This is a genomic window from Gemmatimonas sp., assembly GCF_027531815.1.
In the GTDB taxonomy this organism is placed as follows: domain Bacteria; phylum Gemmatimonadota; class Gemmatimonadetes; order Gemmatimonadales; family Gemmatimonadaceae; genus Gemmatimonas.
The window spans coordinates 112998-139405 of sequence record NZ_JAPZSK010000009.1 but is presented as its reverse complement, the minus strand read 5'-3'; the positions used below and the strand labels follow the sequence as shown (position 1 = coordinate 139405).

24 protein-coding genes are annotated in these 26408 nt (G+C 67.8%); 18 read left to right on the top strand and 6 right to left on the bottom strand.

Annotation, left to right across the window (positions count from 1 at the left end; all coding sequences use genetic code 11):
• Window positions 1-42 precede the first annotated feature (42 nt).
• Entirely contained in the window at window positions 43-1566 is a 1524-nt protein-coding gene (locus O9271_RS12390; RefSeq protein WP_298270124.1) for a fumarate hydratase, read from the bottom strand.
• A 96-nt stretch (window positions 1567-1662) separates the two neighbouring features.
• On the opposite strand from O9271_RS12390, the gene O9271_RS12385 reads away from it, so the two are divergent.
• The 12 genes from O9271_RS12385 to O9271_RS12330 all read left to right on the top strand — a co-directional run bounded on the left by O9271_RS12385 (window position 1663) and on the right by O9271_RS12330 (window position 14061).
• The gene (locus O9271_RS12385; RefSeq protein WP_298270121.1) at window positions 1663-2775 is read left to right on the top strand and encodes a hypothetical protein; all 1113 of its coding nucleotides are present in this window, start codon (window positions 1663-1665) and stop codon (window positions 2773-2775) included.
• Window positions 2776-2826: 51 nt separating this feature from the next.
• Complete coding sequence (kynU, locus tag O9271_RS12380; protein ID WP_298270118.1) at window positions 2827-4077, top strand: kynureninase; 1251 nt, start codon at window positions 2827-2829, stop codon at window positions 4075-4077.
• Window positions 4078-4089: 12 nt separating this feature from the next.
• Window positions 4090-4890, top strand: coding sequence for an agmatinase (gene speB / locus O9271_RS12375; protein WP_298270115.1), 801 nt, complete (start codon window positions 4090-4092; stop codon window positions 4888-4890).
• A 70-nt stretch (window positions 4891-4960) separates the two neighbouring features.
• Window positions 4961-7357 (top strand): bifunctional salicylyl-CoA 5-hydroxylase/oxidoreductase, encoded by a 2397-nt coding sequence (locus tag O9271_RS12370; protein WP_298270112.1) that lies wholly within the window; start codon window positions 4961-4963, stop codon window positions 7355-7357.
• Window positions 7354-8121: an SDR family NAD(P)-dependent oxidoreductase gene (locus O9271_RS12365; protein WP_298270110.1), complete on the top strand. Its 768-nt coding sequence runs from the start codon at window positions 7354-7356 to the stop codon at window positions 8119-8121. Before O9271_RS12370 ends, O9271_RS12365 begins: the two co-directional genes overlap by 4 nt.
• A 3-nt stretch (window positions 8122-8124) precedes the next feature.
• Window positions 8125-8673, top strand: coding sequence for a MarR family transcriptional regulator (locus O9271_RS12360; RefSeq protein ID WP_298270107.1), 549 nt, complete (start codon window positions 8125-8127; stop codon window positions 8671-8673).
• A 41-nt stretch (window positions 8674-8714) separates the two neighbouring features.
• Entirely contained in the window at window positions 8715-9518 is an 804-nt protein-coding gene (locus O9271_RS12355; protein ID WP_343213907.1) for an enoyl-CoA hydratase family protein, read from the top strand.
• Window positions 9515-10708: an acyl-CoA dehydrogenase family protein gene (locus tag O9271_RS12350; RefSeq protein WP_298270101.1), complete on the top strand. Its 1194-nt coding sequence runs from the start codon at window positions 9515-9517 to the stop codon at window positions 10706-10708. Before O9271_RS12355 ends, O9271_RS12350 begins: the two co-directional genes overlap by 4 nt.
• A 5-nt stretch (window positions 10709-10713) precedes the next feature.
• Window positions 10714-12351, top strand: a complete 1638-nt coding sequence (locus tag O9271_RS12345) for an AMP-binding protein (RefSeq protein WP_298270098.1) — start codon at window positions 10714-10716, stop codon at window positions 12349-12351.
• Window positions 12348-12773 (top strand): thioesterase family protein, encoded by a 426-nt coding sequence (locus O9271_RS12340; protein WP_298270095.1) that lies wholly within the window; start codon window positions 12348-12350, stop codon window positions 12771-12773. The genes O9271_RS12345 and O9271_RS12340 overlap by 4 nt, the downstream gene beginning before the upstream one ends.
• Entirely contained in the window at window positions 12770-13168 is a 399-nt protein-coding gene (locus O9271_RS12335) for a RidA family protein (protein ID WP_298270092.1), read from the top strand. Before O9271_RS12340 ends, O9271_RS12335 begins: the two co-directional genes overlap by 4 nt.
• Window positions 13168-14061 (top strand): enoyl-CoA hydratase/isomerase family protein, encoded by an 894-nt coding sequence (locus O9271_RS12330; protein WP_298270090.1) that lies wholly within the window; start codon window positions 13168-13170, stop codon window positions 14059-14061. Before O9271_RS12335 ends, O9271_RS12330 begins: the two co-directional genes overlap by 1 nt.
• Window positions 14062-14071: 10 nt before the next feature.
• Here the strand turns inward: O9271_RS12330 and O9271_RS12325 are convergent, their stop codons facing one another.
• Window positions 14072-15385: an alpha-hydroxy acid oxidase gene (locus O9271_RS12325; RefSeq protein ID WP_298270087.1), complete on the bottom strand. Its 1314-nt coding sequence runs from the start codon at window positions 15383-15385 to the stop codon at window positions 14072-14074.
• 129 nt (window positions 15386-15514) lie between these two features.
• Here O9271_RS12325 and O9271_RS12320 point away from each other — a divergent pair, with 129 nt between their 5' ends.
• Window positions 15515-17830, top strand: coding sequence for a DUF5916 domain-containing protein (locus tag O9271_RS12320; protein ID WP_298270085.1), 2316 nt, complete (start codon window positions 15515-15517; stop codon window positions 17828-17830).
• Between the two features lie 101 nt (window positions 17831-17931).
• Here the strand turns inward: O9271_RS12320 and O9271_RS12315 are convergent, their stop codons facing one another.
• Window positions 17932-18564: a hypothetical protein gene (locus tag O9271_RS12315; RefSeq protein WP_298270083.1), complete on the bottom strand. Its 633-nt coding sequence runs from the start codon at window positions 18562-18564 to the stop codon at window positions 17932-17934.
• Window positions 18565-18682: 118 nt separating this feature from the next.
• Here O9271_RS12315 and O9271_RS12310 point away from each other — a divergent pair, with 118 nt between their 5' ends.
• Window positions 18683-19072 (top strand): DUF4440 domain-containing protein, encoded by a 390-nt coding sequence (locus tag O9271_RS12310; protein WP_298270081.1) that lies wholly within the window; start codon window positions 18683-18685, stop codon window positions 19070-19072.
• Here the strand turns inward: O9271_RS12310 and O9271_RS12305 are convergent.
• From O9271_RS12305 to O9271_RS12295, 3 genes are all read right to left on the bottom strand, one after another.
• Window positions 19053-20657, bottom strand: a complete 1605-nt coding sequence (locus tag O9271_RS12305) for an amidohydrolase family protein (RefSeq protein WP_298270079.1) — start codon at window positions 20655-20657, stop codon at window positions 19053-19055. The genes O9271_RS12310 and O9271_RS12305 overlap by 20 nt on opposite strands.
• A gap of 14 nt (window positions 20658-20671) precedes the next feature.
• Entirely contained in the window at window positions 20672-21136 is a 465-nt protein-coding gene (locus tag O9271_RS12300; RefSeq protein WP_298270076.1) for a hypothetical protein, read from the bottom strand.
• 340 nt (window positions 21137-21476) lie between these two features.
• Window positions 21477-22724 carry an OFA family MFS transporter gene (locus tag O9271_RS12295; RefSeq protein ID WP_298270073.1) on the bottom strand — a complete coding sequence of 416 codons (1248 nt, stop codon included), beginning with the start codon at window positions 22722-22724 and terminating at the stop codon, window positions 21477-21479.
• 113 nt (window positions 22725-22837) lie between these two features.
• Between O9271_RS12295 and O9271_RS12290 the strand changes: the two genes are divergently transcribed.
• The 4 genes from O9271_RS12290 (at window position 22838) to O9271_RS12275 (ending at window position 26380) form a co-directional block, all read left to right on the top strand.
• Window positions 22838-23407 carry a pyridoxamine 5'-phosphate oxidase family protein gene (locus O9271_RS12290; RefSeq protein WP_298270069.1) on the top strand — a complete coding sequence of 190 codons (570 nt, stop codon included), beginning with the start codon at window positions 22838-22840 and terminating at the stop codon, window positions 23405-23407.
• Window positions 23404-23889, top strand: a complete 486-nt coding sequence (locus O9271_RS12285; RefSeq protein WP_298270066.1) for a YeeE/YedE thiosulfate transporter family protein — start codon at window positions 23404-23406, stop codon at window positions 23887-23889. Before O9271_RS12290 ends, O9271_RS12285 begins: the two co-directional genes overlap by 4 nt.
• Window positions 23890-23891: 2 nt before the next feature.
• Window positions 23892-24359, top strand: coding sequence for a DUF6691 family protein (locus O9271_RS12280; protein WP_298270064.1), 468 nt, complete (start codon window positions 23892-23894; stop codon window positions 24357-24359).
• A gap of 263 nt (window positions 24360-24622) precedes the next feature.
• Window positions 24623-26380, top strand: a complete 1758-nt coding sequence (locus O9271_RS12275) for a hypothetical protein (RefSeq protein ID WP_298270062.1) — start codon at window positions 24623-24625, stop codon at window positions 26378-26380.
• The last annotated feature ends 28 nt before the right edge of the window (window positions 26381-26408 follow it).

The window sequence follows — 26408 nt, the reverse complement described above, 5'->3', positions numbered from 1 at the left end:
GGGCTGTAGGTTCGGGTTTCGAGTTGTGGGTACGTTGCGGCGTTACGCCAGAATCGGCAGACCCTTGGCGATCTTGTCCTTCCACACCGACGGTCCGGTTTCGTGCACGTTGTCGCCGGTGGCGTCCACCGCCACGGTCACCGGCATATCCTGCACGTCGAACTCGTAGATCGCTTCCATGCCCAGGTCGGCGAACGCCACGACGCGTGACGAGCGGATGGCCTTGGAGACCAGATAGGCCGCACCACCCACCGCCATCAGATAGGCCGCCTTGTGCTTGCGGATGGCCTCGAGCCCGGCCGGTCCACGCTCGGCCTTGCCCACCATGGCAATGAGTCCGGTCTTGGCCAGCATCATCTCCGTGAACTTGTCCATGCGGGTGGCCGTGGTGGGGCCAGCCGGGCCCACGGCCTCCTCGCGCACCGGGTCCACCGGGCCCACGTAGTAGATCACGCGATTCGTGAAATCGACGCCGTCGGGGAGTCCCTCCCCACTCGCAAACAGATCGGCAATACGCTTGTGTGCCGCGTCGCGGCCGGTGAGCATCTTGCCGTTGAGCAGCAGCCGGTCGCCCGCCTTCCACGTGGCGACGATCTCCGGCGTGAGCGTGTCGAGATCCACGCGCTTGGCGTTCACATCGGGGCGCCACGTGATGTCGGGCCAGTCGCTCAGCTTGGGCACCGGCAGCTGCGCCACCCCGCTGCCATCCAGCCAGAAGTGCGCGTGGCGGGTGGCGGCGCAGTTGGGGATCATGGCGATGGGCTTGGACGCGGCGTGCGTGGGATAATCCCAGATCTTCACGTCGAGCACCGTGCTGAGCCCACCGAGTCCCTGCGCCCCGATGCCGAGCGCATTGATCTTGTCGTGCAGCTCGATGCGCAGCTCCTCGATCTTGTTCTGCGGCCCCCGCTGCTTGAGCTGCGCCATGTCGATGTGCTCCATGAGCGACTCCTTCGCCATGAGCATGGCCTTCTCGGCGCTGCCGCCAATGCCGATGCCCAGCATGCCCGGGGGGCACCAGCCGGCACCCATGAGCGGCACGGTCTTGAGCACCCAGTCCACGATGCTGTCGCTGGGGTTGAGCATGGCGAACTTGCTCTTGTTCTCCGAGCCGCCGCCCTTGGCGCCCAGCTTTACCTCGACCTGGTCGCCGGGGACGAGTTCCACGTGCACCACGGCCGGGGTATTGTCGCGCGTGTTCTTCCGACCGAAGGCTGGGTCAGCCACGATGCTCGCCCGCAGGATGTTCTCGGGGAGGAGGTACGCGCGGCGGACCCCTTCGTCGACCATTTCCTGGATGGACAGGGTCGCGTTCCAGCGTACGTCCATGCCCACCTTGAGGAAGACCACCACGCTGCCCGTGTCCTGGCAGATGGGACGGTGTCCCTCCGCGCACATGCGCGAGTTGGTGAGGATCTGCGCGATGGCGTCCCTGGCCGCCGGGCTCTGTTCCTTTTCGTACGCGTCCGCCAGCGCGTGGATGTAGTCCAGCGGGTGATAGTACGAGATGTGCTGGAGCGCGTCCGCGATGGACTGAATGAAGTCGGTTTGGGTGATGGTGGTCATGCCCTAAATAAAGCAGGGAGCGGGGAGCGGGGAGCAGGTTGCTGGCGAAGAAACCCCGAATGACATGAAACTCGGGAGCGCCCTACGATTCTTCGGATGACGCTCTCCCACTATCACGTGGACCCGGTCACGGGCTTCGTGCCGCCGGTCCCGCTGCCGTCGCGCTTGCCGGGTGCGTTCGCCCGGTGGGACGCCTTGGTGCCCGACCTGTCGGCGCTGATTCGCTCTCGGCGCCTGCGTGGCGTGCTGCGCGCGCTTCCGGTGCTCGATGTCGCCCCTCTGGTCTCCGTGGGCGATCGCGAGCGCGCGCTCCTGCTGCTTACGCACTTCGCCAACGCGTTCGTGTGGGGTGGTGCTGAGCGCGACCTGCGCCTCCCGGCGTCCGTGGCGGTCCCACTGTGCACACTTGCGGCCCAGATGGGACGTCAGCCCATCGCCCACTACGCCACCACCACGCTCACCAACTGGCGACTGGTGGATCCGACGCAACCGCTGTCGGTGGACAACGCGCGGACCATCATCCGTTTCCTCGGCGGGGTGGACGAAGACTGGTTCTTCGTCGCGAGCATGGGGGTGGAGTTGGCTGGCGCTCCGCTGTTGCCCGTCGTGGCCAACGCGGTACGCTACTCGCGCGGGGGGAGCGACCGCGAGCTCGCGGAGTCACTCGAGGCGTTCGCCGAGGGCATGGGCGCCGTGCACGCGGCGCTCGAGCAGGTGCGCACGTGGTGTGACCCGTCCACGTACTACCTGCGCGTCCGCCCCTTCGTGACTGGATGGCCTCAGCCCGGTGTGGTCTATGAGGGCGTCTCCGAGGAGCCGCAGCGTCTCATCGGCGGCAGTGCGGCGCAGAGTGCGCTGCTGCAGCTGTTCGACGCCATGCTCGGCGTGCACCACGCCGATCATCCCGCCGGTGCGTATCTGCGTACCGTGCGTGGCTTCATGCCCCCCCCGCATCGGGCGTTCGTGGAAGACACCGAGCGCAACACCCGTGTGCGCGAGCGGGCAAAGGATGGCAGCGTTGCCCTGCAGGGGGCGTACAACGACGCCCTCGCGCGAATCGCGGCCTTCCGTGACGCGCATATGCGACTGGCCCACGACTATATCGTGGCGCCATCGGCATCGGGGCGCGACAATGTCGGCACCGGCGGCACCGCTCTCGACACATTCCTGGGCGGAGCACGCCGCTCCACGACGGACGCACGGGTCTGATCTGGTGCCCGTCCGCATTTCTCTCCGTCCACCGCCAGCCTCTCGCTTCGCATGACCCTCAGCGCCGTTTCGCCATCCACGGACATCGCCGCCCGCGACGCGGCGGATGCGTTGGCCTCGTATCGCGAGCAGTTCATGTTGCCCGACGGTGTGATCTATCTCGATGGCAACTCGCTGGGTGCGCTCCCCAGGGTCACGCCGGCGCGAGTGGCGCAGGTGATGCACGACGAATGGGGCACGGGACTCATCCGCAGCTGGAACAGCGCCGACTGGATCGGCGCGCCGCAGCGGGTTGGGGCGAAGATCGCGCGCCTGGTTGGAGCCGAGGCGCATGAAGTGGTCGTGGCCGACTCCACGTCGGTGAATCTGTACAAGCTCATCGTGGCCGCGTTGGGCGCGCAGCGTGGCCGGCATGTCGTGCTGTCGGAGCCCGGCAACTTCCCCACGGATCTGTACATGGTGGAAACGGCCATCGCGACGCTGGGGACGGGCCACCGGCTCGAGCTCGCGCCGCGCGAGGAGATCGTCTCGCGCATCACCGAGGACACGGCGCTGGTGATGCTCACGCACGTGCACTACAAGACGGCCGACATGTTCGACATGGCAGCGATCACGGCGGCCGCGCAGGCGAAGGGGGCCCTGGTGCTCTGGGACCTGAGCCATTCAGCGGGTGCCGTGCCGTTGGCGCTCAATGCGTGCCGTGCCGATATGGCCGTGGGGTGCGGCTACAAGTTCCTCAACGGCGGGCCTGGCGCGCCGGCGTTTCTCTTCGTGGCCGACCGGCACCACGCAGCGCTGCGTTCGCCCCTTGGCGGGTGGATGGGGCATGCGCGCCCGTTCGCGTTCGTGGACGAATACGAACCGGCACCGGGGATTGCGCGCTTCCTCTGTGGCACCCCACCCATTCTCGCCGTGGCGGCCCTCGAAAGCGGGGTGGATCTCCACCTGAGCGTGGATATGCAGCAGGTCGCCGCCAAGTCGCGCGCGTTGTGCGAGCTGTTCATCGATCTGGTCGATGCACGATGTGCGTCGTATGGGGTGACGCTGGTCGGGCCGCGGCGTGGAGCACCGCGGGGCAGCCACGTATCGTTCCGTCACCCCGACGGCTACGCGATCATGCAGGCCCTCATCGCGCGAGGGGTAATTGGCGATTTCCGCGCCCCCGACATCATGCGCTTCGGCATCACGCCGCTCTATCTGCGATTCGCCGACATCGCGGCTGCGGTCGATGTCCTGGAAGACGTGCTGCGCACCGAGGCGTGGCGCGCGCCCGAGCATCAGGTGCGTCACGCGGTGACCTGAGCCGGTGCGCGGATGATGAGCGGGATCCCCACGCTGCTCGGCGCACCGTACGACGCGAGTTCGTCGTATCTGCGGGGGCCGTCGCAGGCGCCGCCGCGCATTCGTGAAGCGCTGTACTCGCCCTCCAGCAACCTTTCCACGGAGAGTGGCCGGTCGCTGGCGGAAACCACGTGGTGGCACGATGCGGGGGATCTGTCGTTGTCGTCCTCGGTCACCGCGCGGGCCGACATCGAGGCGGGGGTCGCGACCGTGCTCAGAGCGGATGGGAGGCCCCTGGTGTTGGGGGGCGATCACTCGGTCACCTATCCGGTGGTGCGCGCGGTCGCGGCCGCGGGTGGCCCCTTCACCCTGCTGCACTTCGACGCGCACGCCGACCTGTACGACGAGCTCGACGGCGATCGTTTCTCCCACGCCTGTCCCTTCGCCCGCATCATGGAGGAGGGGCTGGTAACGCGACTCGTGCAGGTGGGGATCCGCACGCTCACGGCGCATCAGCGCGAACAGGCCGCGCGGTTCGGGGTGGAGGTGATCGACATGCGGGCGGTGGCCGCCGGCGTGCGTCCGCAGGTGAGCGGGCCGGTGTACGTCTCCCTCGATCTCGATGTGCTCGACCCGGCCTTCGCACCGGGCGTCTCGCATTGGGAGCCCGGCGGGCTCTCCACGCGGGAGTTGCTGACCATGCTGCAGGCCATGGACGGCGATGTCGTGGCGGCCGACCTCGTGGAATACAACCCGCTGCGGGACCCCACCGGCATGACCGGCATGGTGGCGGCCAAGGTGCTGAAGGAGTTGCTGGACGCGATGACCCGCTGAACGGCCGCGGGGCCGTTCGCGGTTGCGGTCAATTACTTGAGGTTTCAAGTAAATGATCGTACCGTAGGGCATGCGCATCGTGTGTATTGGCGGAGGGCCGGCCGGGCTCTACTTCGCCCTGCTGATGAAGAAGCTGAACCCCGCCCACCACATCACGGTGGTGGAGCGCAACAAGCCGTACGACACCTTCGGGTGGGGGGTGGTGTTTTCCGACGCCACCATGGAGAACATGCGGCGGTGGGACGCGCCCACCTGTGACGAGATCGAGCAGTCGTTCAGCCATTGGGACGACATCGAACTCCGATTCAAGGGCCGCCGGATTCGCTCGGGTGGGCACGGCTTCGTGGGCATTGGCCGCAAGAAGCTGCTGAACATTCTGCAGGCGCGGTGCGAGGCGCTTGGCGTGGAGTTGCATTTCGAGGCCGAGGTGGAGTCGGATCTCTCGTATCCCGATGCCGACCTCATCATCGCCGCCGACGGTATCAATTCGCGCATCCGCAGCGCGTACGCCGATGTGTTCCAGCCGGATATCGTCACGCGCCCCAACCGCTTCATCTGGCTCGGGACGCACAAGCTGTTCGAGGCGTTCACGTTCGATTTCCAGCGCACCGAACACGGGTGGTTCCAGGCGCACATCTACAAGTTCGACGCCACCACCACCACGTTCATCGTGGAATGCCCGGAGTCGGTGTGGCGTGCGCATGGTCTCGACGCCGCCGATCAGGACACCTCGGTGAAGTTCTGCGAGCAGCTGTTCGCCGAATCGCTGGAGGGCGAGCGCCTCATGACGAATGCGCGCCATCTGCGCGGGTCGGCGTGGCTCAACTTCCAGCGGGTCGTGTGCAATCAGTGGTGGGTGCGCAATGCCAATGGCAGTCACGTGGTGCTCATGGGCGATGCCGTGCACACGGCGCACTTCGCCATCGGGTCGGGCACCAAGCTCGCGCTCGAAGATGCCATCGAACTGGTGCGACAGTTCCAGCTGCGCGGCGATACGCCGGCCCGCATTCCCGAGGTGCTGGCGCACTTCCAGGAGCTGCGCCGGGTGGAAACGCTGCGTATCCAGAACGCCGCGTGGAACGCCATGGAATGGTTCGAGGTATGCGGAACCCGCTACTGCGATCAGCTGGAGCCCGAGCAGTTCATGTACTCCATGCTCACCCGCAGCCAGCGCATCAGTCACGAAAATCTCCGTCTGCGCGACAAGGGCTGGCTCGAGGGGTACGAGCAGTGGCTCGCAGCGCGCGCCCTGGCGGCGGCCGGCGGAGTGGATGGCGACGGAGCGCCCACGCCACCCATGTTCACGCCGTATCGGGTGCGCTCGGTGACGCTCAGGAACCGCGTGGTCGTGTCGCCCATGGCGCAGTACTCCGCCGTGGACGGCATTGCCGGCGACTATCACCTCGTGCACCTCGGGGCTCGCGCCATGGGCGGGGCGGGTATGGTCTTCGCTGAAATGACCTGTCCGAGTCCCGAGGCGCGCATCACGCCGGGGTGTCCGGGGCTCTGGAACGACGAGCAGATGCATGCGTGGCAGCGCATCGTGCAGTGGGTGCATGAGCACACCGACGCGCGTATTGCCATGCAGCTGGGGCACAGCGGCGCCAAGGGCTCCACGCGGCGGGCATGGGACGGGATCGATCTCCCGCTTCCCGACGACGGCGCCGAGGCCAATTGGCCGCTCGTGAGCGCGTCGTCGCAGCAGTACCTCCCGGGGGTGAGCCAGCAGGCGCGCGCGATCACCCGCGAGGAAATGGCCGTGGTGCGCGACCAGTTCGTGGCGGCCACGCGTCGTGCGGCGACGGCCGGCTTCGACTGGCTGGAGCTGCATTGCGCGCACGGCTACCTGCTCTCGAGCTTCATCTCGCCGCTCACCAACCAGCGCACCGATGAGTACGGCGGCACTCTCGAAAACCGTTTGCGCTTCCCGCTGGAAGTGTTCACAGCCGTACGCGCCGAGTGGCCCGCGCATCTGCCCATGTCGGTGCGCATTTCGGCACACGATTGGGTGGAGGGTGGCATCACCCCGGCAGACGCCGTGGAAATCGCGCGCGCCTTCAAGGCCGCAGGCGCCGATCTCATCGACTGCTCCTCGGGGCAGGTGAGCAAGCGCGAACGTCCCACGTACGGCCGCATGTATCAGACGCCGTTCGCCGATCGCATTCGCCAGGAGGCTGGCATCGCCACGATCGCCGTGGGTGCCATCAGCGAGGCCGATCATGTGAACTCCATCATTGCGGCCGGACGCGCAGACCTGTGTGCCGTGGCGCGGCCGCATCTCGCCAATCCGGCGTGGACGCTCACCGAAGCGGCCCGCATTGGCTACACGGCAATCGCGTGGCCCCAGCCGTACCGCTCGGCGAAGGCGCAGCTCGAGGCCGGTTTTGCCAGAGAGAAGGCGCAGCAGGCCCCGCCGCCCGCTGGCGGATTCCCCGTGACGCCAGCCTCGCCACCGGGGCAGGCATGACCACGTCCACGAACAGACCCGCGACGCCGCACGCGGTGGTCACGGGCGCGGCCGGGGGTATCGGAGCGGCCATTGCGCGGCAGCTGTCGGCCGACGGGTACACCGTTACGCTGCTCGGACGCACCACGGCTTCGTTGCATGACCTGGCCGGGAGCATCGGTGCCGACTGTCGGGTGGCGGTGTGCGATGTCGCCGACAGTGAGGCGGTGAGGGAGACGTTTGCCGAGCTCCCCCCGGTGCACGTGCTCGTGAACAACGCCGGGCAGGCCGAGAGTGCGCCGGTGTCGCGTACCACCGACGAGCTGTGGGAACGCATGCTGGCGGTCAACCTGAGCGGCACCTTCTTCTGTACCCGCGCTGTCATCGATGGCATGCGTCACGCCGGATGGGGGCGCGTGGTGAACGTCGCCAGCACCGCCGGACAGCGCGGCTATGCCTATGTCGCGGCGTACACCGCGGCCAAGCACGGCGTCGTGGGATTCACCCGATCCCTCGCGCTCGAGGTGGCATCGGCAGGCGTGACCGTGAACGCGGTGTGCCCCGGCTATACCGATACCGACATGCTCGCCCGCAGCGTGGCCAATATCGTGGAGAAGACCGGCCGCAGTGAGGCAGACGCCCGGGCGCAGCTGGCCGCCCTCAATCCGCAGCGCCGTTTCATCACGCCGCACGACGTGGCCGCCGCCGTGTCGTGGCTGTGCTCGGACGGCGCCGCATCGATTACCGGTCAGGCGATCTCCGTGAGTGGCGGCGAGGTCATGTAGCACATGGTACCACGCAAACGATTCGCCCACGTCCACGTCGTGGACGAGGAGCAGCTGGGCCAGGAGGCGCGGGTCCAGTCGTCCGATCACTCGGCCGTGCGGCTCTGGCTGCGACTCCTCTCGTGCAGTACGCAGATCGAGCAGGAGATTCGCGCGCGTCTTCGTGAGCGGTTCGGCATCACGCTGCCTCGCTTCGACTACCTCGCCCAGCTCGAGCGGCATCCGCAGGGGCTACGTCTCAATGCGCTCTCGCGCAATCTCATGGTGACGGGTGGCAACGTCACGTTGCTCACGGAACAGCTGGTGGGTGACGGTTGGGTGGAGCGCATCACGGATCCCTCCGATCGGCGGTCGACACTCGTGTCGCTCACGCCGCAGGGGCGCACGCAGTTCCTGCGCATGGCCGCCGAGCACGAGGAGTGGCTGGTGGAACTGTTCGCCGGTTTCGATGGCGCACGCTGCGACATGCTGTACGAACAACTCGGCCGTTTGCGCGCCCATCTGTCGCCGCGCGCCACGTCGACTCTTCCGCGCAAGGAGCGCGCCTCATGACTGCACTGCCGCCGGGGTTCGATGCCGGCACCCGCGTTTCCATGGCGGCGCATGCGCCGACCCACTTCCACTGGGAGGTCGCTGCGGGTGTCGCCACGGTGACGCTGAACCGCCCCGAACGAAAAAACCCGCTCACCTTCGAGAGCTACGCGGAGTTGCGCGAGACGTTCCGCGCGCTCCGTTCCGCCAATGATGTGCACGCCGTGGTCCTCACTGGTGCCGGTGGCAACTTCTGTTCGGGTGGTGACGTGCACGAGATCATCGCGCCGCTCGTGGCCATGGAGGCGCCCGATCTGCTGCGTTTCACCCGCATGACCGGCGATCTCGTCCTCGCCATGCGCGCCTGCCCGCAGCCCATCGTGGCCGCGGTCGACGGAGTATGTGCCGGCGCCGGTGCCATCATGGCGATGGCGTCGGATCTGCGCATCGGTACGGCCCGCGCCAAGACGGCCTTCCTCTTCAATCGGGTGGGGCTGGCTGGCTGCGACATGGGCGCGTGTGCCATGCTGCCGCGCATCATCGGGCAGGGGCGCGCGAGCGAGCTGCTCTTCACCGGGCGCAGCATGTCCGGGGAGGAGGGGGAACGGTGGGGATTCTTCAATCGGTTGGCGAGTCCCGACGCACTGCTGAACGAGGCGATCGTCACCGCCACGGCGCTCACACGCGGCCCCACCTTCGCGAATGGGCTCACCAAGACCATGCTGCATCAGGAGTGGGGCATGACCATCGAGCAGGCCATCGAAGCCGAGGCGCAGGCGCAGGCCCTGTGCATGCTCACGCAGGACTTCCGTGCGGCGTACCACGCCTTCGTCGCGAAGGAGCAACCCGTGTTCACCGGACGATGAACGTGCCGCACCGCGAACATCTCGACTGGCCGTTCTTTGCACCAGCGCACGCCGATCTGGCCGCGCGCTTGGACGAATGGGCCGCCACCCACGTGGCACACGTGCATACCGGCGACGCCGATGCCGACTGCCGGACGCTCGTGCGCCTGCTCGGTGCGCACGGCTGGCTTTCCCACGCGGTGGCGGGGATGGCGCACGGTGGGGCCACCGACGTCATCGATACCCGTGCCCTCTGTCTGCTCCGTGAAACGCTGGCCCGGTACAACGGCCTCGCCGACTTCGCCTTCGCGATGCAGGGGCTCGGCTCTGGGGCCATCAGTCTCGATGGCTCGGCCGGGCAGCGGGAGCGCTACCTGCCGCGGGTCGCGCGCGGTGAGGCCATTGCGGCCTTCGCGCTCTCGGAGCCCGACTCCGGGTCCGACGTCGCGGCCCTGCAGTGCCGGGCCACCCTGGAGGGCGATACGTACGTGCTGCACGGCGAGAAGACCTGGATCTCCAACGGGGGCATCGCCGACTTCTACGTCGTGTTCGCGCGCACGGGCGAAGCGGCCGGTGCGCGTGGCATCTCGGCGTTCATCGTCGATGCCGACACGCCGGGGCTCACGATCGCGGAGCGCATCGAGGTCATTGCGCCGCACCCGCTGGCTCGGCTCCACTTCGCCGACTGTCGTGTGCCGGTGTCGCAGCGTCTGGGTGAGGCCGGAAGCGGATTCAAGTTGGCCATGCGCACCCTCGACGTGTTTCGCACCTCGGTGGCAGCGGCCGCGCTGGGCTTTGCCCGGCGAGCGCTGCAGGAAGCACTCGAGCGCGTGACCACGCGCCGCATGTTCGGCGGGGTCCTTGCCGATTTCCAGCTCACGCAGGCGAAGCTTGCCGATATGGCCATGCACGTGGACAGCGCGGCGCTGCTCACCTATCGGGCGGCGTGGCAGCGTGACCAGGGGCGTACCGTGACCAGCGAAGCGGCCATGGCCAAGTACGTTGCCACCGAGGGGGCACAGCACGTCATCGACGCCGCGGTGCAGCTGTGGGGCGGCATGGGCGTCGTGCAGGACATGCCGGTCGAACGACTGTATCGGGAAATACGCGCCCTGCGCATCTACGAAGGGGCGAGTGAAGTGCAGCAGCTCATCATCGCCCGTGAGCTACTCAAGTCGTACGCCGCGATGTCGTCGGCCACCACCGCCTGACCACCATGCCCAGCGCGCACGTCGATACCTTCGCTCGCGACTCGCTGCCGCCGCTCGAGACGCAGCCGGAATATCTGTTCGAACTGCCGTCGCTCCAGTTTCCCGCGCAGCTCAACTGCGCCACGGCGTTGCTCGACGATGCCGTGTACGAACGCGGGTGGGGTGACCGGAGCTGTCTGCGCACGTACACCGTGCAGTGGAGCTATCGCGACCTGCTCGATCGTGCCGACCGTATCGCGCACGTGCTCACTCGGGACATGGGCGTCGTTCCCGGCAATCGCGTTCTGTTGCGGGCGCCGAACAATCCCATGCTGGTGGCGTGCTGGTTCGCGGTCATGAAGGTGGGGGCGATTGCGGTCACCACCATGCCCATGCTGCGCGCTGGCGAGTTGGCGACCATCGTGCGCATCAGTCGCGCAACGCATGCCCTGTGTGACGCCACGTTGGCCGCCGAGTTGCACGAGGCGGCCCGCATGGAGCCGACCCTGCACACGGTACGCTGCTTCAACGAGGCTGGGCCGAACGGGCTCGAGCAGGCAATGGCTCGTTACGTTGGCCGCTACGCGAACGTGGATACCGCGAGCGACGATACCTGTCTGCTCGGCTTCACCTCGGGCACGACCGGTGTGCCCAAGGCCACCATGCACTTCCATCGTGACATTCTGGCGATCTGCCGCTGCTGGCCGCCACACGTGCTGCGACCCACGGCCGACGATGTATTCATCGGCAGCCCACCGCTGGCGTTCACCTTCGGCCTGGGTGGTCTGGTCCTCTTCCCCATGTCGGTGGGGGCAAGTACCGTGCTGCTCGAGAAGGCCGCGCCGGCGCAGTTGTACGAGGGCCTGCGTGATTTCGGGGCCACGATACTGTTCACGGCGCCAACCTCGTACCGCGCGTTGGCTGCCCTGGGGCATGATCTGCGGGCGCTGCCGCTCCGCAAGTGCGTGTCGGCCGGTGAAGCGTTGCCGGCGGCCACCCGTACACTCTGGCGCGAAGCGACCGGCATTGAGCTGATCGACGGGATCGGTGCCACGGAGCTCCTGCACATCTTCATCAGTGCCGATGAGGCAGCGGCCCGACCGGGGGCTACCGGCAAGCCGGTGCCCGGCTATCGAGCCGAAGTCGTGGATGACAACGGGGTGCCGGTACCCACCGGCGTGGTTGGGCACCTGCGCGTGAAGGGGCCCACCGGATGCCGGTATCTCAATGATCCGCGCCAGCGCACATATGTGCGCGACGGATGGAACTACACCGGTGATGCGTACGCCTGTGATGCGGACGGCTACTTCCATTATCACGCCCGAACCGACGACCTCATCATCTCGTCGGGATACAACATCTCCGGTCCCGAAGTGGAGGCGTGTCTGCTGCAGCATCAGGACGTCGCGGAGTGTGGGGTGTACGGGATCCCCGACGACGAGCGCGGCAACGTGGTGAAGGCGTGGGTCGTGCTCCGTGACGGCATACCGCGCACGGCGCATACGGTTCGCACCCTGCAGGAGTACGTCAAGCAGCACATCGCGCCGTACAAGTATCCGCGTGCCGTGGCGTTCGTGGCGCAGTTGCCGCGTACGGCCACGGGCAAGCTGCAACGCTTCAGGCTTCCCGAGTGCGATACGCTGCCGCTGGAGATCGCGCCGTGACGCCCAGGACGTTCGAGCGCCCCGTGCGCGTGCCGTTCAGTGCCTGTGACCCCGCGGGCATCATGTTCTTTCCCCAGGTGTTCCTGCTCTTCCAGGACCACGTGGAGCGCTGGATCACCGACGCCCTCGGCATCCCCTACGCCGAGCTGCTCGGCCCGCGCCGTGTGGGATTGCCATCGGTGCGCTGGGAAACCGACTTTCGCGCCATCAGCCGTATGGGCGATGACATCATGGTGCACCTCAGCGTGGAACGCGTTGGCGAGAAGTCGTTGACGCTGCAGTTCGCCATCGTCGGCCCCGATGGGGTGCGGGTGGAGGCTCGGCAGGTCATCGTGTGCACGAGTCTCGATACGCATCGGTCCATGCCCTTCCCCGATGATCTGCGTGCCGCCATCACCCGTTTTCAGGAGTCATCGGTATGAGCGACGCCTTGCTGCCGGAAGGATGGACGCGACCACGCGGCTACGCCAACGGCGTGGCCGCCACCGGCCGACAGATCTTCGTGGCGGGGATGATCGGCTGGGATGCGCAGGAGCGGTTTCACAGCGACGATTTCGCCGAGCAGGCCACGCAGGCGTTGCGGAATGTGGTGGCGGTGCTCCGCGCTGGCGGTGCCGGTCCCGAACACATCGTGCGCATGACCTGGTACGTGGTCGATCGCGCCGAATATCAGGCCGCGTTGCCACGGGTTGGCGCCGCGTTCCGCGAACTTGTCGGGCACTATACCATCGCGATGACGGCAGTGCAGGTGTGCGCGCTCATGGAACCGCGGGCGCGGGTTGAGATCGAGGTCACCGCTGTGGTGCCGGAGGCCTGATGTCGGAGACCGCGGGAGCAGCTGCCTTGCCCGTCCGGTGGGCCGTGGCCGATGGCCTCCTCGAGGTCACCATCGACCATCCGCCGGTGAATGCGTTGAGTCACGCCGTGCGCGTGGGGCTCATGCACGCCGCGGAGTTGCTCGACAGCACGGCTTCACTGCAGGCCATGATCCTGCGCAGCACGGGCCCGGTGTTCATCGGCGGAGCGGACATCCGTGAGTTCGGCGGTCCTCGTTTGGAGCCGCTGCTCACCGCGGTGTGCGACCGTCTGGAGCAGTGCCAGAAGCCGGTCGTGGCGGCCCTGCAGGGCGCCGCGCTTGGGGGCGGCTTGGAGGTCGCCCTCGCGGCGCACGTCCGCGTGGCGGCCCCGGGGGTGGAGGTGGCCTTTCCCGAGGTGCTGCTGGGGTTGTTGCCGGGGGCGGGCGGTACGCAGCGCGCGCCGCGCCTCTGTGGCGCAGCGCGCGCACTCGCGCTCATGCTGACGGGCACGCGACTCGGCGCGACGGCCGCGCAGGAGGCGGGGCTGCTGGATGTGCTCCACGACGACCCGGTGAGCCACGCGCGGGTCGTGGCGTTGCAGCTCATCGAGAGTGGTGCGCCGCTGCCGCGCGCGCGTGACGGCGGAGCGCTATGCGATCGCGACGCGCAGAGGACGGCGATTGCCACCGCGGCGGCGCAGCTGCCCGACGAGGACGCATATCGGCTGGCGCGGGAGCAGATCATCCGGTGCGTACGGGCGGCGGTGGAGCAGCCGTATGCCGCCGGGGCCGCGGTCGAGGCCGAGGCGTTTCACACCTGTCTGGGCAGTCCGCAGCGTGAACAGCTCGTGAACGAGTTCTTTGCTCAGCGGGCGGCGCGCAAGGCGGTGGCGCGGACGGCGGCGGACAGGTAACGTCGCGTTGTCACGCCGGTGCGATGTGCCGGAGTGCGATCTGCGACAACGCAGTCACCCCGCTCTGCTTCATCGTCAGCTCGAACTCCTTGTGCATGATCGCGAGCACGGCTTCCACCCCTTCCTGGCCGAACGCGCCCAGCCCCCAGATGTACGGGCGACCGATGCCGGCCGCGGTGGCGCCGAGCGCCAGCGCCTTGAACACATCGGTGCCGCGGCGGAAGCCGCCGTCGCAGATCACCGGGATGCGGCCGCCGGTGCCCTTGAGCACCTCCGGCAGCGACACGATGGTGGCGCGACGCGAGTTCTCGGCGCGCCCACCGTGGTTCGACACGAACAGGCCATCCACTCCATGTTCGATGGCGAGTGCCGCGTCCTCCTCGGTGACGATGCCCTTGAGCAGCACCTTCATGCCGGTGGATTGCTTGAGGCGATCGACGAACTCCCAGGTGGGCGTGCCCTTCTCGAGCTGCGGCGGCAGCTTCTCGTAGCCCACGAGATTGGGCTTGCGACGATTATCGCGATCGTCCACACGCCCGCTCACGCCGGGAAGTGGCGCGCCGCCCAGATGGCACTTGATGCAGTCGCGCGTGTCGCGGCGCGCCTCGCGGATCATCGTTTCCCGATTGCTGCCGCCGAGCAGATCCACGGTGAACGCGATGGCCGGCGCGCCGGCCCGTTCCACCCGCTTCACCATCTGCTTGGTGATGGACCAGTCCGACTGGTGATACAGCTGGAACCACACCGGGCCGCCGCGGGCCGCAATGGTGTCCTCGATACTCGTCGTGGCGACGGTGGAGAGCACCATCAGGTGATCGCGCGCCCTGGCCGCTTTCGCGGTGGCCACTTCCCCGTCCTTGTGGAATCCCTTCTGACTGCCAAGCGGATTCACCACGATGGGTGACGCGTAGCGCGAGCCGAAGATGGACAGGTGGGTATCCACCTTGCTCACGTCGATCAGTCGCCTCGGCTTGAGCACCCAGCGGTCGAAGCCGGCGCGGTTGGCGGCGATGGTCGCGTCGTCGTCCGTGCCGGTCATCAGGTAGCCCCAGTGCGCGACCGGGATGTTCTGCTTCGCCACGGGTTCGAAGTCGAACACGTTGAGCGCGTCGGCGGCTTTCGCGATGAGCGGCGGTTGCGCCTGGTGCAGGACGGGGTGTGTGCCATACCGCGCCAGTTCATCGGCCGCGTGCAGCAGGGTGTCGCCCCGCCGGTGTGGACTCTGTGAGGCCAGCCAATCGGCATCGAGGCCGGCGGCGGCGAGCAGCGGGCTGCCGGCGAGAAACGCCAGAAACTGGCGGCGGGAATTCGGGTCGAGAGCCATGGTCGTGAATGGGTAGCCTGTGGAGCGGCTTGTCCAGTCACCAGCACCCGCGGACCGACCAGATCCGAACGGTTGGCCGGAGCGCGGCGTATTTTGGGAGTCCTCGACTCCCTCCTCCCTCCGCGCCTCATGCCGTCGTTTCCCAGCCGCGTCGCCCGTGCGGCGAGCCTCGCGCTTGCCGTGTGCCTTGCCCCCCACCAGCTGGGCGCTCAGCCCACCCCGCCCGCTGGCGGGATGAAGCTGGATGCCGTCGTGGCCGACTCGTTTGCCCGCGCGGCGCGCGCCAAGCCGCGTCCCACGGTGAACATCATCAAGCTGGACGGGGAGGCGCCCGAGATCGACGGCAAGCTCACCGAGGGGCTCTGGCAGCGCGGCACCCCGGTCACCGAGTTCGTACAGCGTGAGCTCAACGAAGGGGTGCCCGCATCGGAACGCACCGAAGTGCGCTTTGCGAGTGACGGCAAGAACCTGTACATCGGTGCGCGCCTCTACGACCGGGAACCGTCACTCATCATCCCCGGCGAGAAGATCCGCGACGTCACGCTGGCCAACAGTGATTACGTGGCGTTCATCTTCGACACCTATCACGACCACCAGAACGGGTTCGTGTTCGGGACCACGCCGGCCGGCATCGAGTACGACGGGCAGGTGATTCGCGAAGGGGAAGGGGGCGGCGCCAATGTGCCCGGGCAGAACCGCATGCAGGGCGGCGCCATGGGCGGCTTCAACGTGAACTGGGACGCCAGCTGGACGGTGGCCACCAACATCGACTCGTTGGGGTGGACGGCGGAGTTCCGCATCCCCTTCTCCACCATCCGCTACCAGTCAGCGGATGGGGAGCAGACGTGGGGGCTCAACGTGTCGCGCATGATCCGCCGCAAGAACGAGGAGCTGTACTGGGCGTTCATTCCGCGGCAGTTCAACCTGTACCGCCTCTCGCTGGCCGGAAACCTGGCGCAGCTGCAGCCGCCGGTGCGCCGCATCCAGACGGTCACGCCGTACGTGCTCAGCTCGAGCCAGCAGAACTGGACCCGCGGGGTCAAGTCCTCCACCACGCCCACGGAAATCGGCGGCGAAATCAAGTACGGCGTCACGCCCGCACTCACGCTCGACCTCACCGTGAACACGGACTTCGCGCAGGTGGAGGTGGATGACCAGCGCGTGAACCTTACCCGGTTCCCCATCTTCTTCCCCGAAAAGCGCCCGTTTTTCCTCGAGAACGCCGGTGTGTTCTCGGCGGGTACGCCGCAGGCCGTGGACCTCTTCTTCACGCGCCGCATCGGCATTTCCGACAATGGCACGCCGCAACCCATTCTCGGTGGTGGCCGGTTGTCGGGGCGCGTGGGGAGCACCACGGTGGGGCTGCTGCAGATGGTGACGGACTCTCCTGAGCAGGGTTCGCCCGGTCAGTCGTTCTCGGTGGCGCGTGCCGTGCGCGAAGTGGGGGCGCGGTCGCGTTTCGGTGTCATGGCGGTGCAGCGTCTCTCCACCGAAGATGCGGGCGATGTGAACCGCACCTTTGCCATCGACGGGCGTCTTGGTGTGGGACAGAAGTGGACGAGCGATCTCTGGGCGGCGAAGACGACCACGCCCGGTCGAACGGGCGACGACTTCGCCTACAGCGGGCGCGTGGCGTTCGCCACCAACGTGTTCAACGCCAACGCGCGTGTGGCACAGATCGGCGAGGACTTCAACCCCGAGGTGGGCTTCATGAGCCGGCCCGCGGGGTATCGCACCTTCGACGCCACGGCCATGTACCTCGTGCGCAAGCCCGAGTGGGGGTGGTTCCGCCAGTGGAATCCGCATGTGAGCTATCGCGGCTTCTACGACATTGAAGACGGGTTCCGCCAGACGGGCTACTGGCACATCGACGTGACCGAAATCGAGTTCGCCAACAGCTCGCGCTTCGGTCCGGAGTGGAACATCTCGCAGGAGGGGATCCGGGTGCCCTTCGAGATTGCGCCGGGCGTGGTTCTGCAGCCGGGCCAGTATCAGTGGGGTACGCTCGGCTTCGACTACACCACCGACCCCAGCGAGAACATCACGGCCACGGGCCGCTTCGACTTCGGGCAATTCTGGACGGGGACGCGCAACGGCGGTAGCGGCACGCTCACCGTGCGCCGCGGCGCGACGTTCTCAGGGTCGCTCACCATCGATCACAACGACGTGCGGCTGCCAGAGGGGAACTTCAAGCGCACGCTGCAGGCGGTGCGGCTCAACTATTTCTTCACGCCGCGCATCTTCGTGCAGACGCTCACGCAGTACAACAACCAGCAGCGGATCTGGTCGGCCAACGTACGCTTCGGCTGGCTCAACACCGCGGGAACCGGGCTGTTCGTGGTGCTCAACGATGGACGTGAAGCCACCGGGTTCTTCGACTGGGTACGCCCGCAGCAGCGCAGCCTGTTCGTGAAGTTCACGCGGCAGTTCGGGACGGGCGGCTGAGCTTGGGAGACGCGGAGGAGGGGAGGCGCAGAGGCCGCTGGCCGTTCCGCGGCGGCGCTCGCACGCGGCACTCGCACGCGGCACTCGCACGCGGCGATCGTTCAGCGCGATCCGAGAGACAGCCGGGCCTGGAGGCCGGCATAGCGCTGCCGGCCAATGGCGGCGAAGCCTTCGAGGCCGATACCGACATGGCGCCCAAGGCGACGCTCGGCGGATCCCGTCGCCACCAGGCCCAGCGTGGTCAGAGTGCCACCATCCCGGTTCGCGCGCGTGTCATCCAGGCACCCGCTGTAGAAGCAGGCGTTCGCGGCAAACTGTCGGGTGACCTGCTCCCGGTGAACCAGCGTGGGCCCCATCGCGACGCTGAGCTGCGAGCGCGGCCGCCGGCGCGCCACGCCGGCGTACACGGCGACCACGTGCGCGGCCCAGTTGTCGGTGAGGGGCTCCACCACGAACTGGTAGCGCCCGCCCGCGATGAGTCGGCCACGCAGCACCTCGAGTCCGACGGCCAGCGACGGGCCACCCCCCTCCTGGGCCGGCTCGACCGCAGGCTCACGTGCCGATCCCCGCGTGTACGTGAACGCCGGGAGATGCATGATGGTGAAGCCGATACCGCCGACAATGGCCGCCCTGGTCGGTGGTTGGGGACCGCCCGACGCTTGCGCCATGATGGCGTGGGGGACAGCGAGCAGCAGCGTGAACACGCGAACGCCGACGATACGCAGTGGACTCATGCCGTCATGATCCGATGGACGCCTCGACATGGCCAGCGGAGAATCCCTTGGCCACCGTGCGGGTTTCGCCGTCATCTCTCCGCTGCCATGCCTCCCGTGGCGCAGGCATATTGCACCCATGCGAGATCACGCCGCCGACATCCGGGCCCTGCGCAAGCAGTCCAACGCTGCCATCGCGTCACTCGACGCGCACTACGTGACCAGCTTCATGAGCGAGTCCGTGGAGGTGGCCGCGGCGGGGGGCAGTGTACTCAAGGGGCGCGCGGCCAATTTCGATGCGTGGGATGCGCAAATGCGGGCACCCGGCTTTGGCGGCTACGTGCGCACGCCGGAACAGGTCACGGTCGATCTGGCCGCTGGTGTTGCCCACGAAGTGGGACACTGGGTAGGACGCTGGCGCCAGAAGGGGCGCGCCCACGAGCAGACGGGGCGCTACACGGCCGAGTGGTCGCTGGGGGCGATGGGGTGGGAGATCGTGCGCGAAACCTTTATCGCGGACGCCGGCTGACCATGTCGGGGGCGCGCCGCAGGGCGCGCCCAGCTCGGGTGCCGGTGACGGCGCCATCACGTACGGCGAGCGCGCCGTTCACGACCACGTGCACGATCCCCGTCGAGGGCGCCGTGGGGTTGGCAAAGGTCGCGTGATCCACGACCGTGGTGCTGTCGAAGACCACGAGGTCGGCGTGCATGCCTTCGGCCACGCGCCCACGGTCCGGCAGCCCCATGAGCGATGCCGGCAGCCACGTCATCTTGCGCACGGCCGCTGTCCAGCTGAGCACACGCTGTTCGCGCACGTAGCGGCCGAGGACACGCGGGAAGGTGCCGAAGTAGCGGGGGTGAGACACGCCGGCCGGCAGAGCCGCGTCACAGTCGCAGGCAATCGCGACGTCGGGGTCGGCGATGAGCCGTACGAGGTCGGCTTCGGCGCCGAACCCCAGGATGGCGCTGGGCATGCGCGTCTCGAGCACGCGCACCACGGCTTCACCGGCGGAGGCAATACGCTCGCGATCCATGACCTGCTGCAGCGTGGTGCCGTCGTCATTCAACAGGATGCCGGCCGCACCGGTGAAGCGTGCCGCGATGGCTTCGTCGGCCTCCCGCATGATGCGGGCGCGCAGCGTGGAATCGCGGAAGCGCTCGCGCATGGCGGTCACGCCACCGTCCTGCGCCCACCCCGGAATGATCAGCGCCGCCAGCATCGTTTGTCCCGACAGGTACGGATATACGTCGGCGGCCACCCAACGCCCGGCGCGGGTTTCCGTGCGCATGGTGTCGAGCATGCGCGCCGCCCGCCCCTGTTCACGCCCCTGCAGCTTCATGTGCGTGAACACGGGAACCATACCCGTGGCAAAACCGATGGCCATGGTCTCCTGCATCCCCACGATCGAGCTGAATCCGCTCTCCGGGGTGATACGATCGTGGTTGGTGAAGAAGGTGCCACGTGATTGCGCTACGGACACGACGCGAACGACCTCATCGCGCGTGGCGAAGTACGCCGGCTTGTAATCCAGTCCGGCCGAGATGCCGAAGCCGCCGGCGCCGAGTCCCGCCACCACGAGCCGCTGCATGCGTTCGATCTGCGCGTCGGTCGGGCGCACGTCACGCAGCCCCACGACGGTGCTCCAGATGCTGTTGAACGGCACGCTGATGGCCACATTGAGCGCCGGTGTGTTGTTCTGAATGCTGGTGAGTTGGGTCTCGAGGTCCACCGCCCCGCCACCGTCGGCGTTGAGCAGCACGGTGGTGACCCCCTGCGTCAGCAGGTTCGCGGCACTGCCGAGGGCGCGCACGTCGGCGTGGCTGTGCACGTTGATGAAGCCGGGGGCCACCATGCGCCCTTGCACATCGAGCACGGCGCGCGCGGGCGTGCGTCCGAGCGCGCCCACCCGCACGATGCGGTCGCCGCGGATGGCCACATCGGCGCGTTGCGGCGAGGCACCGGTGCCGTCCACCACCGTACCCCCGCGCAGCACGAGATCATAGGGCGCCTCCTGCGCCTGCACCGCGGTGGGGCGCAGGCTCGAGGCCGCGAACGCCATGAGCAGCGCGAACACCACAGGACGAGCAGGCGAAGCAATGCGGACGGTGTGCATGGCGGTGCTCGCGATCAGGGGATGCGGAGATAGGTGGCGAAGGTCACGCCGGTCGTGCGCCCCTCGGCGTCCTCGCGCATGTACATGACGCCGATCGTGTTGTGATCGGGCGACAGTACGTTGGTGAGGCGTTGCGTGACGCGCCCGTTGTTCTTGTTCACGATCTCGTTCACCAGCGGCGAGAGGGCGCGCACGGCGGCGTGCGTTTGCGAGGCGTTGCCGGTCACCGGCATGTCGCGTCCGTCGAAGTCGGTGGTGTACCACCAGCGCGTGGTGTCACCCTTGGTGTTCACCGCCTGAATGGTGACGCGCATCCCGCCCGCGCCGTGGGGCTCGTAGGTCATGATGTTGCTGGTCGGCGCCGGCGCGTCACTCTTGAGCAACCAGCGACCGAAGCGAGGATTGCCCGACTGCGCCGTCGCTGCGGACGCGGCGCCAAGCCACAGCAGGGTACCGATGAGCCAGGAGCCTGCACGCATAGACACACTCGCGGGGAAGGGAACGGCGAATGTAGCACCGCGTCGACGCTGTCGCTGACGTGCGGGGCGGGGTCTTGGTCGGGGTCGGGGTCGGGGTCACCGCGCCCTCACCGAGCTCACCGAGGTGGTCGAGGGTAAGGAGAACAGCCTGCATGCCGGCGTACCCTTGCGGTGACTGAACCCATCGGGCAGCGGGCTGTGCACTGAATACCAGGGAGAACTGCCGAATGCGGCTGTGCTTTGTTGCGGTTCTCCATGGCCTCCACCGCCTCGGTGCGCTCTGTGATGGCGCGTCGCGCTCGTCTCTCGAGCCACCAGCGAGATGGTTGCGGCCGGCGCGTCAGCTACGCGAGGCTCGCAGCGGCTTGACCAGCAGCGTGAGAAGCAGCCCCACGCCCAGGAGGACGGCCAGCAGCTGCAGCGGTTGATCGTAGATGGCCACGCGCGACATGCCGGGGGCGAGTGCGGCACGGGCACGCTCGGACAGCTCGGTAATGATGACGGGGCCGAGTACGGCGGCCACGCTCCAGGCGGTGAGCAGGGCGCCGTGAATGGCGCCCACGTTCGCGGTGCCGAACAGGTCGGCAAGAAACGCCGGAATGGTGGCGAAGCCTCCGCCGTACATGGTGAACACGGTGAGCAGGCAGACGAGGAAGGGCCACCACGACCCGGTACGTGCGAGTTGCGGGATGATGAGAAAGAGCCCCAGCTGCGCGCCGAAGAAGACGAGGTAGGTGTTGCGGCGCCCGATGCGGTCGGAGATGGTGCTCCAGAAGAGGCGCCCGCCGGCATTGAAGACGCTGATCATGGCCACGACGGCGGCAGCCTGCGCCGGCGTGCGGCCGAAGAGGTCCTGCATCATGGGGCTCGCCTGCGCGAGAATGCCGATGCCCGCCGTCACGTTGATGCAGAGCATGCCCCAGAGCAGCGCGAACTGTGGGGTGCGCAGCGCTTCGCGCCGGGTCAGGCTCGCCGCGACAGCGGGCGGGTGCGTAGCTGCCGCGAACGCGCCAGTCACCGAGGCTGCGCCCGGTCCGGCTGCATCGGGCATGGGAGCGGGGCGCAGCAGCTGGGCCCCCGCGAGCATGACGAGCAGGTACACGCCCCCGAGTATGAACAGCGTGTTGGCCACGCCGACGCGCTCGATGAGGAAGGCATTGGCGTACCCGGCCACGAAGGCCCCGCCGCCAAAGCCCATGATGGCGAACCCCGTGGCCATACCACGCCGGTCGGGGAACCACTTCACCAGCGTACTCACGGGGGCGATGTACCCAATGCCGCAGCCCATGCCGCACAGGATGCCAAGCCCCAGGAAAAGCAGCAGCGGCTGCTGCAGATGCAGCCCGACGGCGCCCACGGCAAGTCCGGAGGCGAAGCAGAGGGCCGCCAGTCGCGCCGCAATTCGGGCGCCGCGGCGCTCGACCCACGGACCCCAGGTGGCGGCGCTCAGCCCCAGCAGCACGAGCGCGCTGGTGAACGTGGTGTACGGCGGGCTCGCCCACCACGGCAGCGAGGGCATGGCCGCGGTGATGGGGCGATTGAGCGTGCTCCAGGCGTAGACGGAGCCGATGCCGAGGTGCACCAGCACGGCCCCAAGCGGAATGGTCCAACGGCGGGGAGGCGGGGTTGGCGGCATATGGCATGGTGAACGAACCAGCCCGACGTTCCGTTGCCGTGCCTGTCGACGACTAGCTTTCAGGGATGCGTGCCATCCTTACCACCGCCCTCGGCGCTCTGCTGCTCACCGGCGTCGCCGCAGAGGCACAGGGGCAGGCGTCGCCATCGCCGACGCTTCCCCGCGCGGCGCTCGATTCCATTGCCCGCCGCATCGTCACGGCCGCGCGATACGCCACGCTGGCCACCGTGGACGGCGCCGGACGCCCGCAGCTGCGCACCATCCAGCCGAGACACCCTGACAGCACCTGGTCGGTGTGGTTCGCCACCAACCCGCGTACCCGCAAGGTGCAGCAGGTGGAGCGCCGCGGGGCCGTGGCGCTCCACTACTTCGATCCGGCCACGCAGAGCTACGTGGCCGTGACGGGCACGGCTCGTGTGGTGCGCGATCGCGCCACGCAGGATGCGCACTGGGATGACGCCTGGACCGCCTTCTACCCGGACCGCGAAAAAGGCGTGGTGCTCATCGTGGTGGAGGCCGCGCGTGTGGAGGTGGTGAGCCCCAAACTGGGAGTGGAGAGTGACGCGGTCACCTGGCGCCCGCAGTCGTTCACGGTGCGTGCGTCCGCCGTGCGCCCGGCGCGGAGGCGGCCGTGAACAGCGGCTGGTACGGCGGTGGCCTGTTCCCCTTCGGCTGGGAGCACTATCTGGCGGGTGGCCTGCTCATTGGGAGCGGCGTGGCGCTGCTGTTCGTGCTCGCGGGCCTCATTGGCGGCATGAGTTCGGTGTACTCCTCCACCTGGTCGTACATCGTCTCGCGCCCGTTCTTCCGGCAGCCGTCGCTCGTTTCCAGCCGTGGCTGGCGGTTGGCCTACGCCCTCGGCCTCGTGTTTGGCGCACTGCTCTGGTTTCTGTGGTCGGGGCAGAGCACGCGCGTGGCGGTGAGCATTCCCACCTGGCAGCTGTTCGTGGGTGGGCTGCTCGTCGGCTACGGGGCGCGGCTGTCACAGGGGTGCACGTCGGGACATGGCATCTGCGGGCTCGCCTCGCTCTCGCGCCCCTCGCTGGTGGCGGTGCTCACCTTCATGGCCACGGCGTTCCTCACCGCCAACGTCGTGGCCCGGCTGGGCGGGGCGTGAATATGGCCTCCACGATCATTCCCACCGCGACGCGCGACGGCGCTCCGATCACCAAGGCGTCGCCGCGCGCGGTGCAGGCGGCCGCGCTCGCTGCTGGTGTGCTGTTCGGGTTCGGTCTCGCGCTCTCCACGATGATTCGCCCCGAGATCGTTCTCGGCTTCTTGCGCTTCACCGATCTCGGGCTCATGCTGGTGATGGGTGGCGGCGTGGTCGTGGCGATGCTGGCGTATCAGCTCGCGCCGCGACTGCTCACGCGCCCGTTGCTGGGTGGTGCGTTTGCCCTGCGCGCTGCCGTGCTCGATCGTCCGACGGTTGTCGGTGCGGCAATCTTCGGCATTGGCTGGGGACTGTGTGGCGTCTGTCCGGGCCCGGCCATCGCGGGGCTTGGTGCCGGGAGCTTCGAGTTGGGGTGGGCTATCGCGGGGATCGCGATGGGGGCGCTGGTACAGGGACTCACGGCCCGGCGGTAATCGGATTGGTCGGATCGGTCGGATTGGTCGGATGTCCGGAGGTCGGAGGTCGGAGGTCGGAGGTCGGATGCATGCCGGAGATCCGATGTCGGAAACGGCGTTCGGAAGTCGGAAGTCGGAGGGGCGTTGGGGGGCGTAGGGTACGTGCGGCCTCGGAGCTCCGAGCATGGTTTCCGGGCTCCGAATCGGCATTTGTCCGAGCGCCAACGTGCAGTGGTCGCCCGGGCCGTACCTTTCGGCGGTCCCTTTCCCCGGAATTGCCGATGCCTCGTGCCCTCGCGTCTCTCCTGCTCACCGCGGCCACGGCCGCGGCGGCGGCCACCGCTGCCGCCCCGCTGCGCGCCCAGCCCGCGCGCTCCACCCCCGCCGTACAGGTGCGCGTGGCGTTGCCCACGGCCAAGGCCACCGCGCCCCTCGATGGGCGCCTGCTGCTGCTCGTCTCCACCGACAGCACGCGGGAGCCGCGCTTCCAGATCAGCGACGGGCCGGAATCGCAGCTCGTGTTCGGCACCGACGTGGAAGGGTGGACTCCCGGCAGCACACGCACCGTGACCGACAACGCCGACGCCTATCCCCTGGCGTCGCTGCGCGACCTGCCGCGCGGGCGCTACTGGGTGCAGGCGGTGCTCAATCGTTACGAAACGTTCCGACTGAGCACGGGGCATACGGTGAAGCTGCCCCCCGACAAGGGCGAAGGACAGCAGTGGGCGCGCAAGCCGGGCAACCTGTACAGCACCCCGCGCTGGGTCACGCTCGACGCGCGTCAGCGCCTGCTCCCCACGGTCTCACTCGACAACGAGATCGCGCCCATTGCCCCACCGAAGGATACGAAGTGGATCAAGCACGTCACCATTCGCAGTGAGCGGCTCTCGAAGTTCTGGGGGCGCGACATGTTCATCGGCGCGAACGTGCTGCTGCCGGCAGGCTTCGACGAGCACCCGAACGCGCGCTATCCGCTGGTGGTGTACCACGGGCACTTCCCGTACACCTTCGAAGGGTTCCGCGAGACCCCACCGGACCCGAACCTCAAGCCGGATTTCTCGGCGCGCTTCAACCTCGCCGGCTACAACCGCATCCAGCAGGAGCTCAATCATCAGTTCTACAAGGACTGGACGAGCGCGACCTTCCCGCGCGTACTGCTCATGGAGGTGCGCCACGCCACGCCGTACTACGACGACTCGTACGCCGTGAACTCCGCGTCGCAGGGGCCGTGGGGCGACGCCATCATGTACGAGCTCATCCCCGAAGTGGAGCGGCAGTTCCGGGGGCTGGGGCAGGGGTGGGCGCGCATTACCTACGGCGGCTCGACCGGTGGGTGGGAAGCCATGGCCGTGCAGATGTTCTACCCCGACGAGTTCAACGGCGCGTACATCGCCTGCCCCGATCCGATCGACTTCCGTGCCAATACGGTGTTCAACCTGTACGAGGAAACGAACGCGTTCTTCCTCGACAGCAAGTGGAAGCGCACGCCGCGCCCGGCGCACCGCAACTATCTGGGGCAGGTGCAGACCACCATGGAAGAGACCAACCGTCGCGAGGCGGCGCTGGGCAGCAAGGGACGCAGCGGCGACCAGTGGGACATCTGGCAGGCCACCTACTCGCCCATGGGCCCCGACGGCTACCCCAAGCCCATCTGGGACAAGAAGACCGGGGTGATCGACAAGGAGGTCGCGCGCTACTGGCGTGACAATTTCGACCTCTCGTACATCCTGCGCCGGGACTGGGCGACGCTGGGCCCCAAGGTGTTCGACAAGCTGAACATCTACGTGGGCGACATGGACAACTACTACCTCAACAACGCCGTGTATCTCGTGGAGGACTTCCTCAAGGGCACCACGACCCCCAAGTGGACCGGGGAGATCACGTACGGCGACCGCGCCGAACACTGCTGGAATGGCGATCCCACGCGCAGCAACGCCTACTCCAGGCTGCGGTATCACCAGATGTACATCCCGCGCATCCTCGAGCGGATGCGCGCCCGGGCGCCGCGCGGTGCCGACACGCTCAGCTGGCGCTACTAGCGTTCCGGACCGTATACAAGCCGAAAGT

Bases quoted from the DNA above. Each gene is read 5' to 3' on its own strand.
- O9271_RS12390 (WP_298270124.1), bottom strand. From the start codon at position 1,566: ATGACCACCATCACCCAAACCGACTTCATTCAGTCCATCGCGGACGCG.
- O9271_RS12385 (WP_298270121.1), top strand. From the start codon at position 1,663: ATGACGCTCTCCCACTATCACGTGGACCCGGTCACGGGCTTCGTGCCG.
- kynU (WP_298270118.1), top strand. From the start codon at position 2,827: ATGACCCTCAGCGCCGTTTCGCCATCCACGGACATCGCCGCCCGCGAC.
- speB (WP_298270115.1), top strand. From the start codon at position 4,090: ATGATGAGCGGGATCCCCACGCTGCTCGGCGCACCGTACGACGCGAGT.
- O9271_RS12370 (WP_298270112.1), top strand. From the start codon at position 4,961: ATGCGCATCGTGTGTATTGGCGGAGGGCCGGCCGGGCTCTACTTCGCC.
- O9271_RS12365 (WP_298270110.1), top strand. From the start codon at position 7,354: ATGACCACGTCCACGAACAGACCCGCGACGCCGCACGCGGTGGTCACG.
- O9271_RS12360 (WP_298270107.1), top strand. From the start codon at position 8,125: ATGGTACCACGCAAACGATTCGCCCACGTCCACGTCGTGGACGAGGAG.
- O9271_RS12355 (WP_343213907.1), top strand. From the start codon at position 8,715: ATGGCGGCGCATGCGCCGACCCACTTCCACTGGGAGGTCGCTGCGGGT.
- O9271_RS12350 (WP_298270101.1), top strand. From the start codon at position 9,515: ATGAACGTGCCGCACCGCGAACATCTCGACTGGCCGTTCTTTGCACCA.
- O9271_RS12345 (WP_298270098.1), top strand. From the start codon at position 10,714: ATGCCCAGCGCGCACGTCGATACCTTCGCTCGCGACTCGCTGCCGCCG.
- O9271_RS12335 (WP_298270092.1), top strand. From the start codon at position 12,770: ATGAGCGACGCCTTGCTGCCGGAAGGATGGACGCGACCACGCGGCTAC.
- O9271_RS12330 (WP_298270090.1), top strand. From the start codon at position 13,168: ATGTCGGAGACCGCGGGAGCAGCTGCCTTGCCCGTCCGGTGGGCCGTG.
- O9271_RS12325 (WP_298270087.1), bottom strand. From the start codon at position 15,385: ATGGCTCTCGACCCGAATTCCCGCCGCCAGTTTCTGGCGTTTCTCGCC.
- O9271_RS12320 (WP_298270085.1), top strand. From the start codon at position 15,515: ATGCCGTCGTTTCCCAGCCGCGTCGCCCGTGCGGCGAGCCTCGCGCTT.
- O9271_RS12315 (WP_298270083.1), bottom strand. From the start codon at position 18,564: ATGAGTCCACTGCGTATCGTCGGCGTTCGCGTGTTCACGCTGCTGCTC.
- O9271_RS12310 (WP_298270081.1), top strand. From the start codon at position 18,683: ATGCGAGATCACGCCGCCGACATCCGGGCCCTGCGCAAGCAGTCCAAC.
- O9271_RS12305 (WP_298270079.1), bottom strand. From the start codon at position 20,657: ATGCACACCGTCCGCATTGCTTCGCCTGCTCGTCCTGTGGTGTTCGCG.
- O9271_RS12300 (WP_298270076.1), bottom strand. From the start codon at position 21,136: ATGCGTGCAGGCTCCTGGCTCATCGGTACCCTGCTGTGGCTTGGCGCC.
- O9271_RS12290 (WP_298270069.1), top strand. From the start codon at position 22,838: ATGCGTGCCATCCTTACCACCGCCCTCGGCGCTCTGCTGCTCACCGGC.
- O9271_RS12280 (WP_298270064.1), top strand. From the start codon at position 23,892: ATGGCCTCCACGATCATTCCCACCGCGACGCGCGACGGCGCTCCGATC.
- O9271_RS12275 (WP_298270062.1), top strand. From the start codon at position 24,623: ATGCCTCGTGCCCTCGCGTCTCTCCTGCTCACCGCGGCCACGGCCGCG.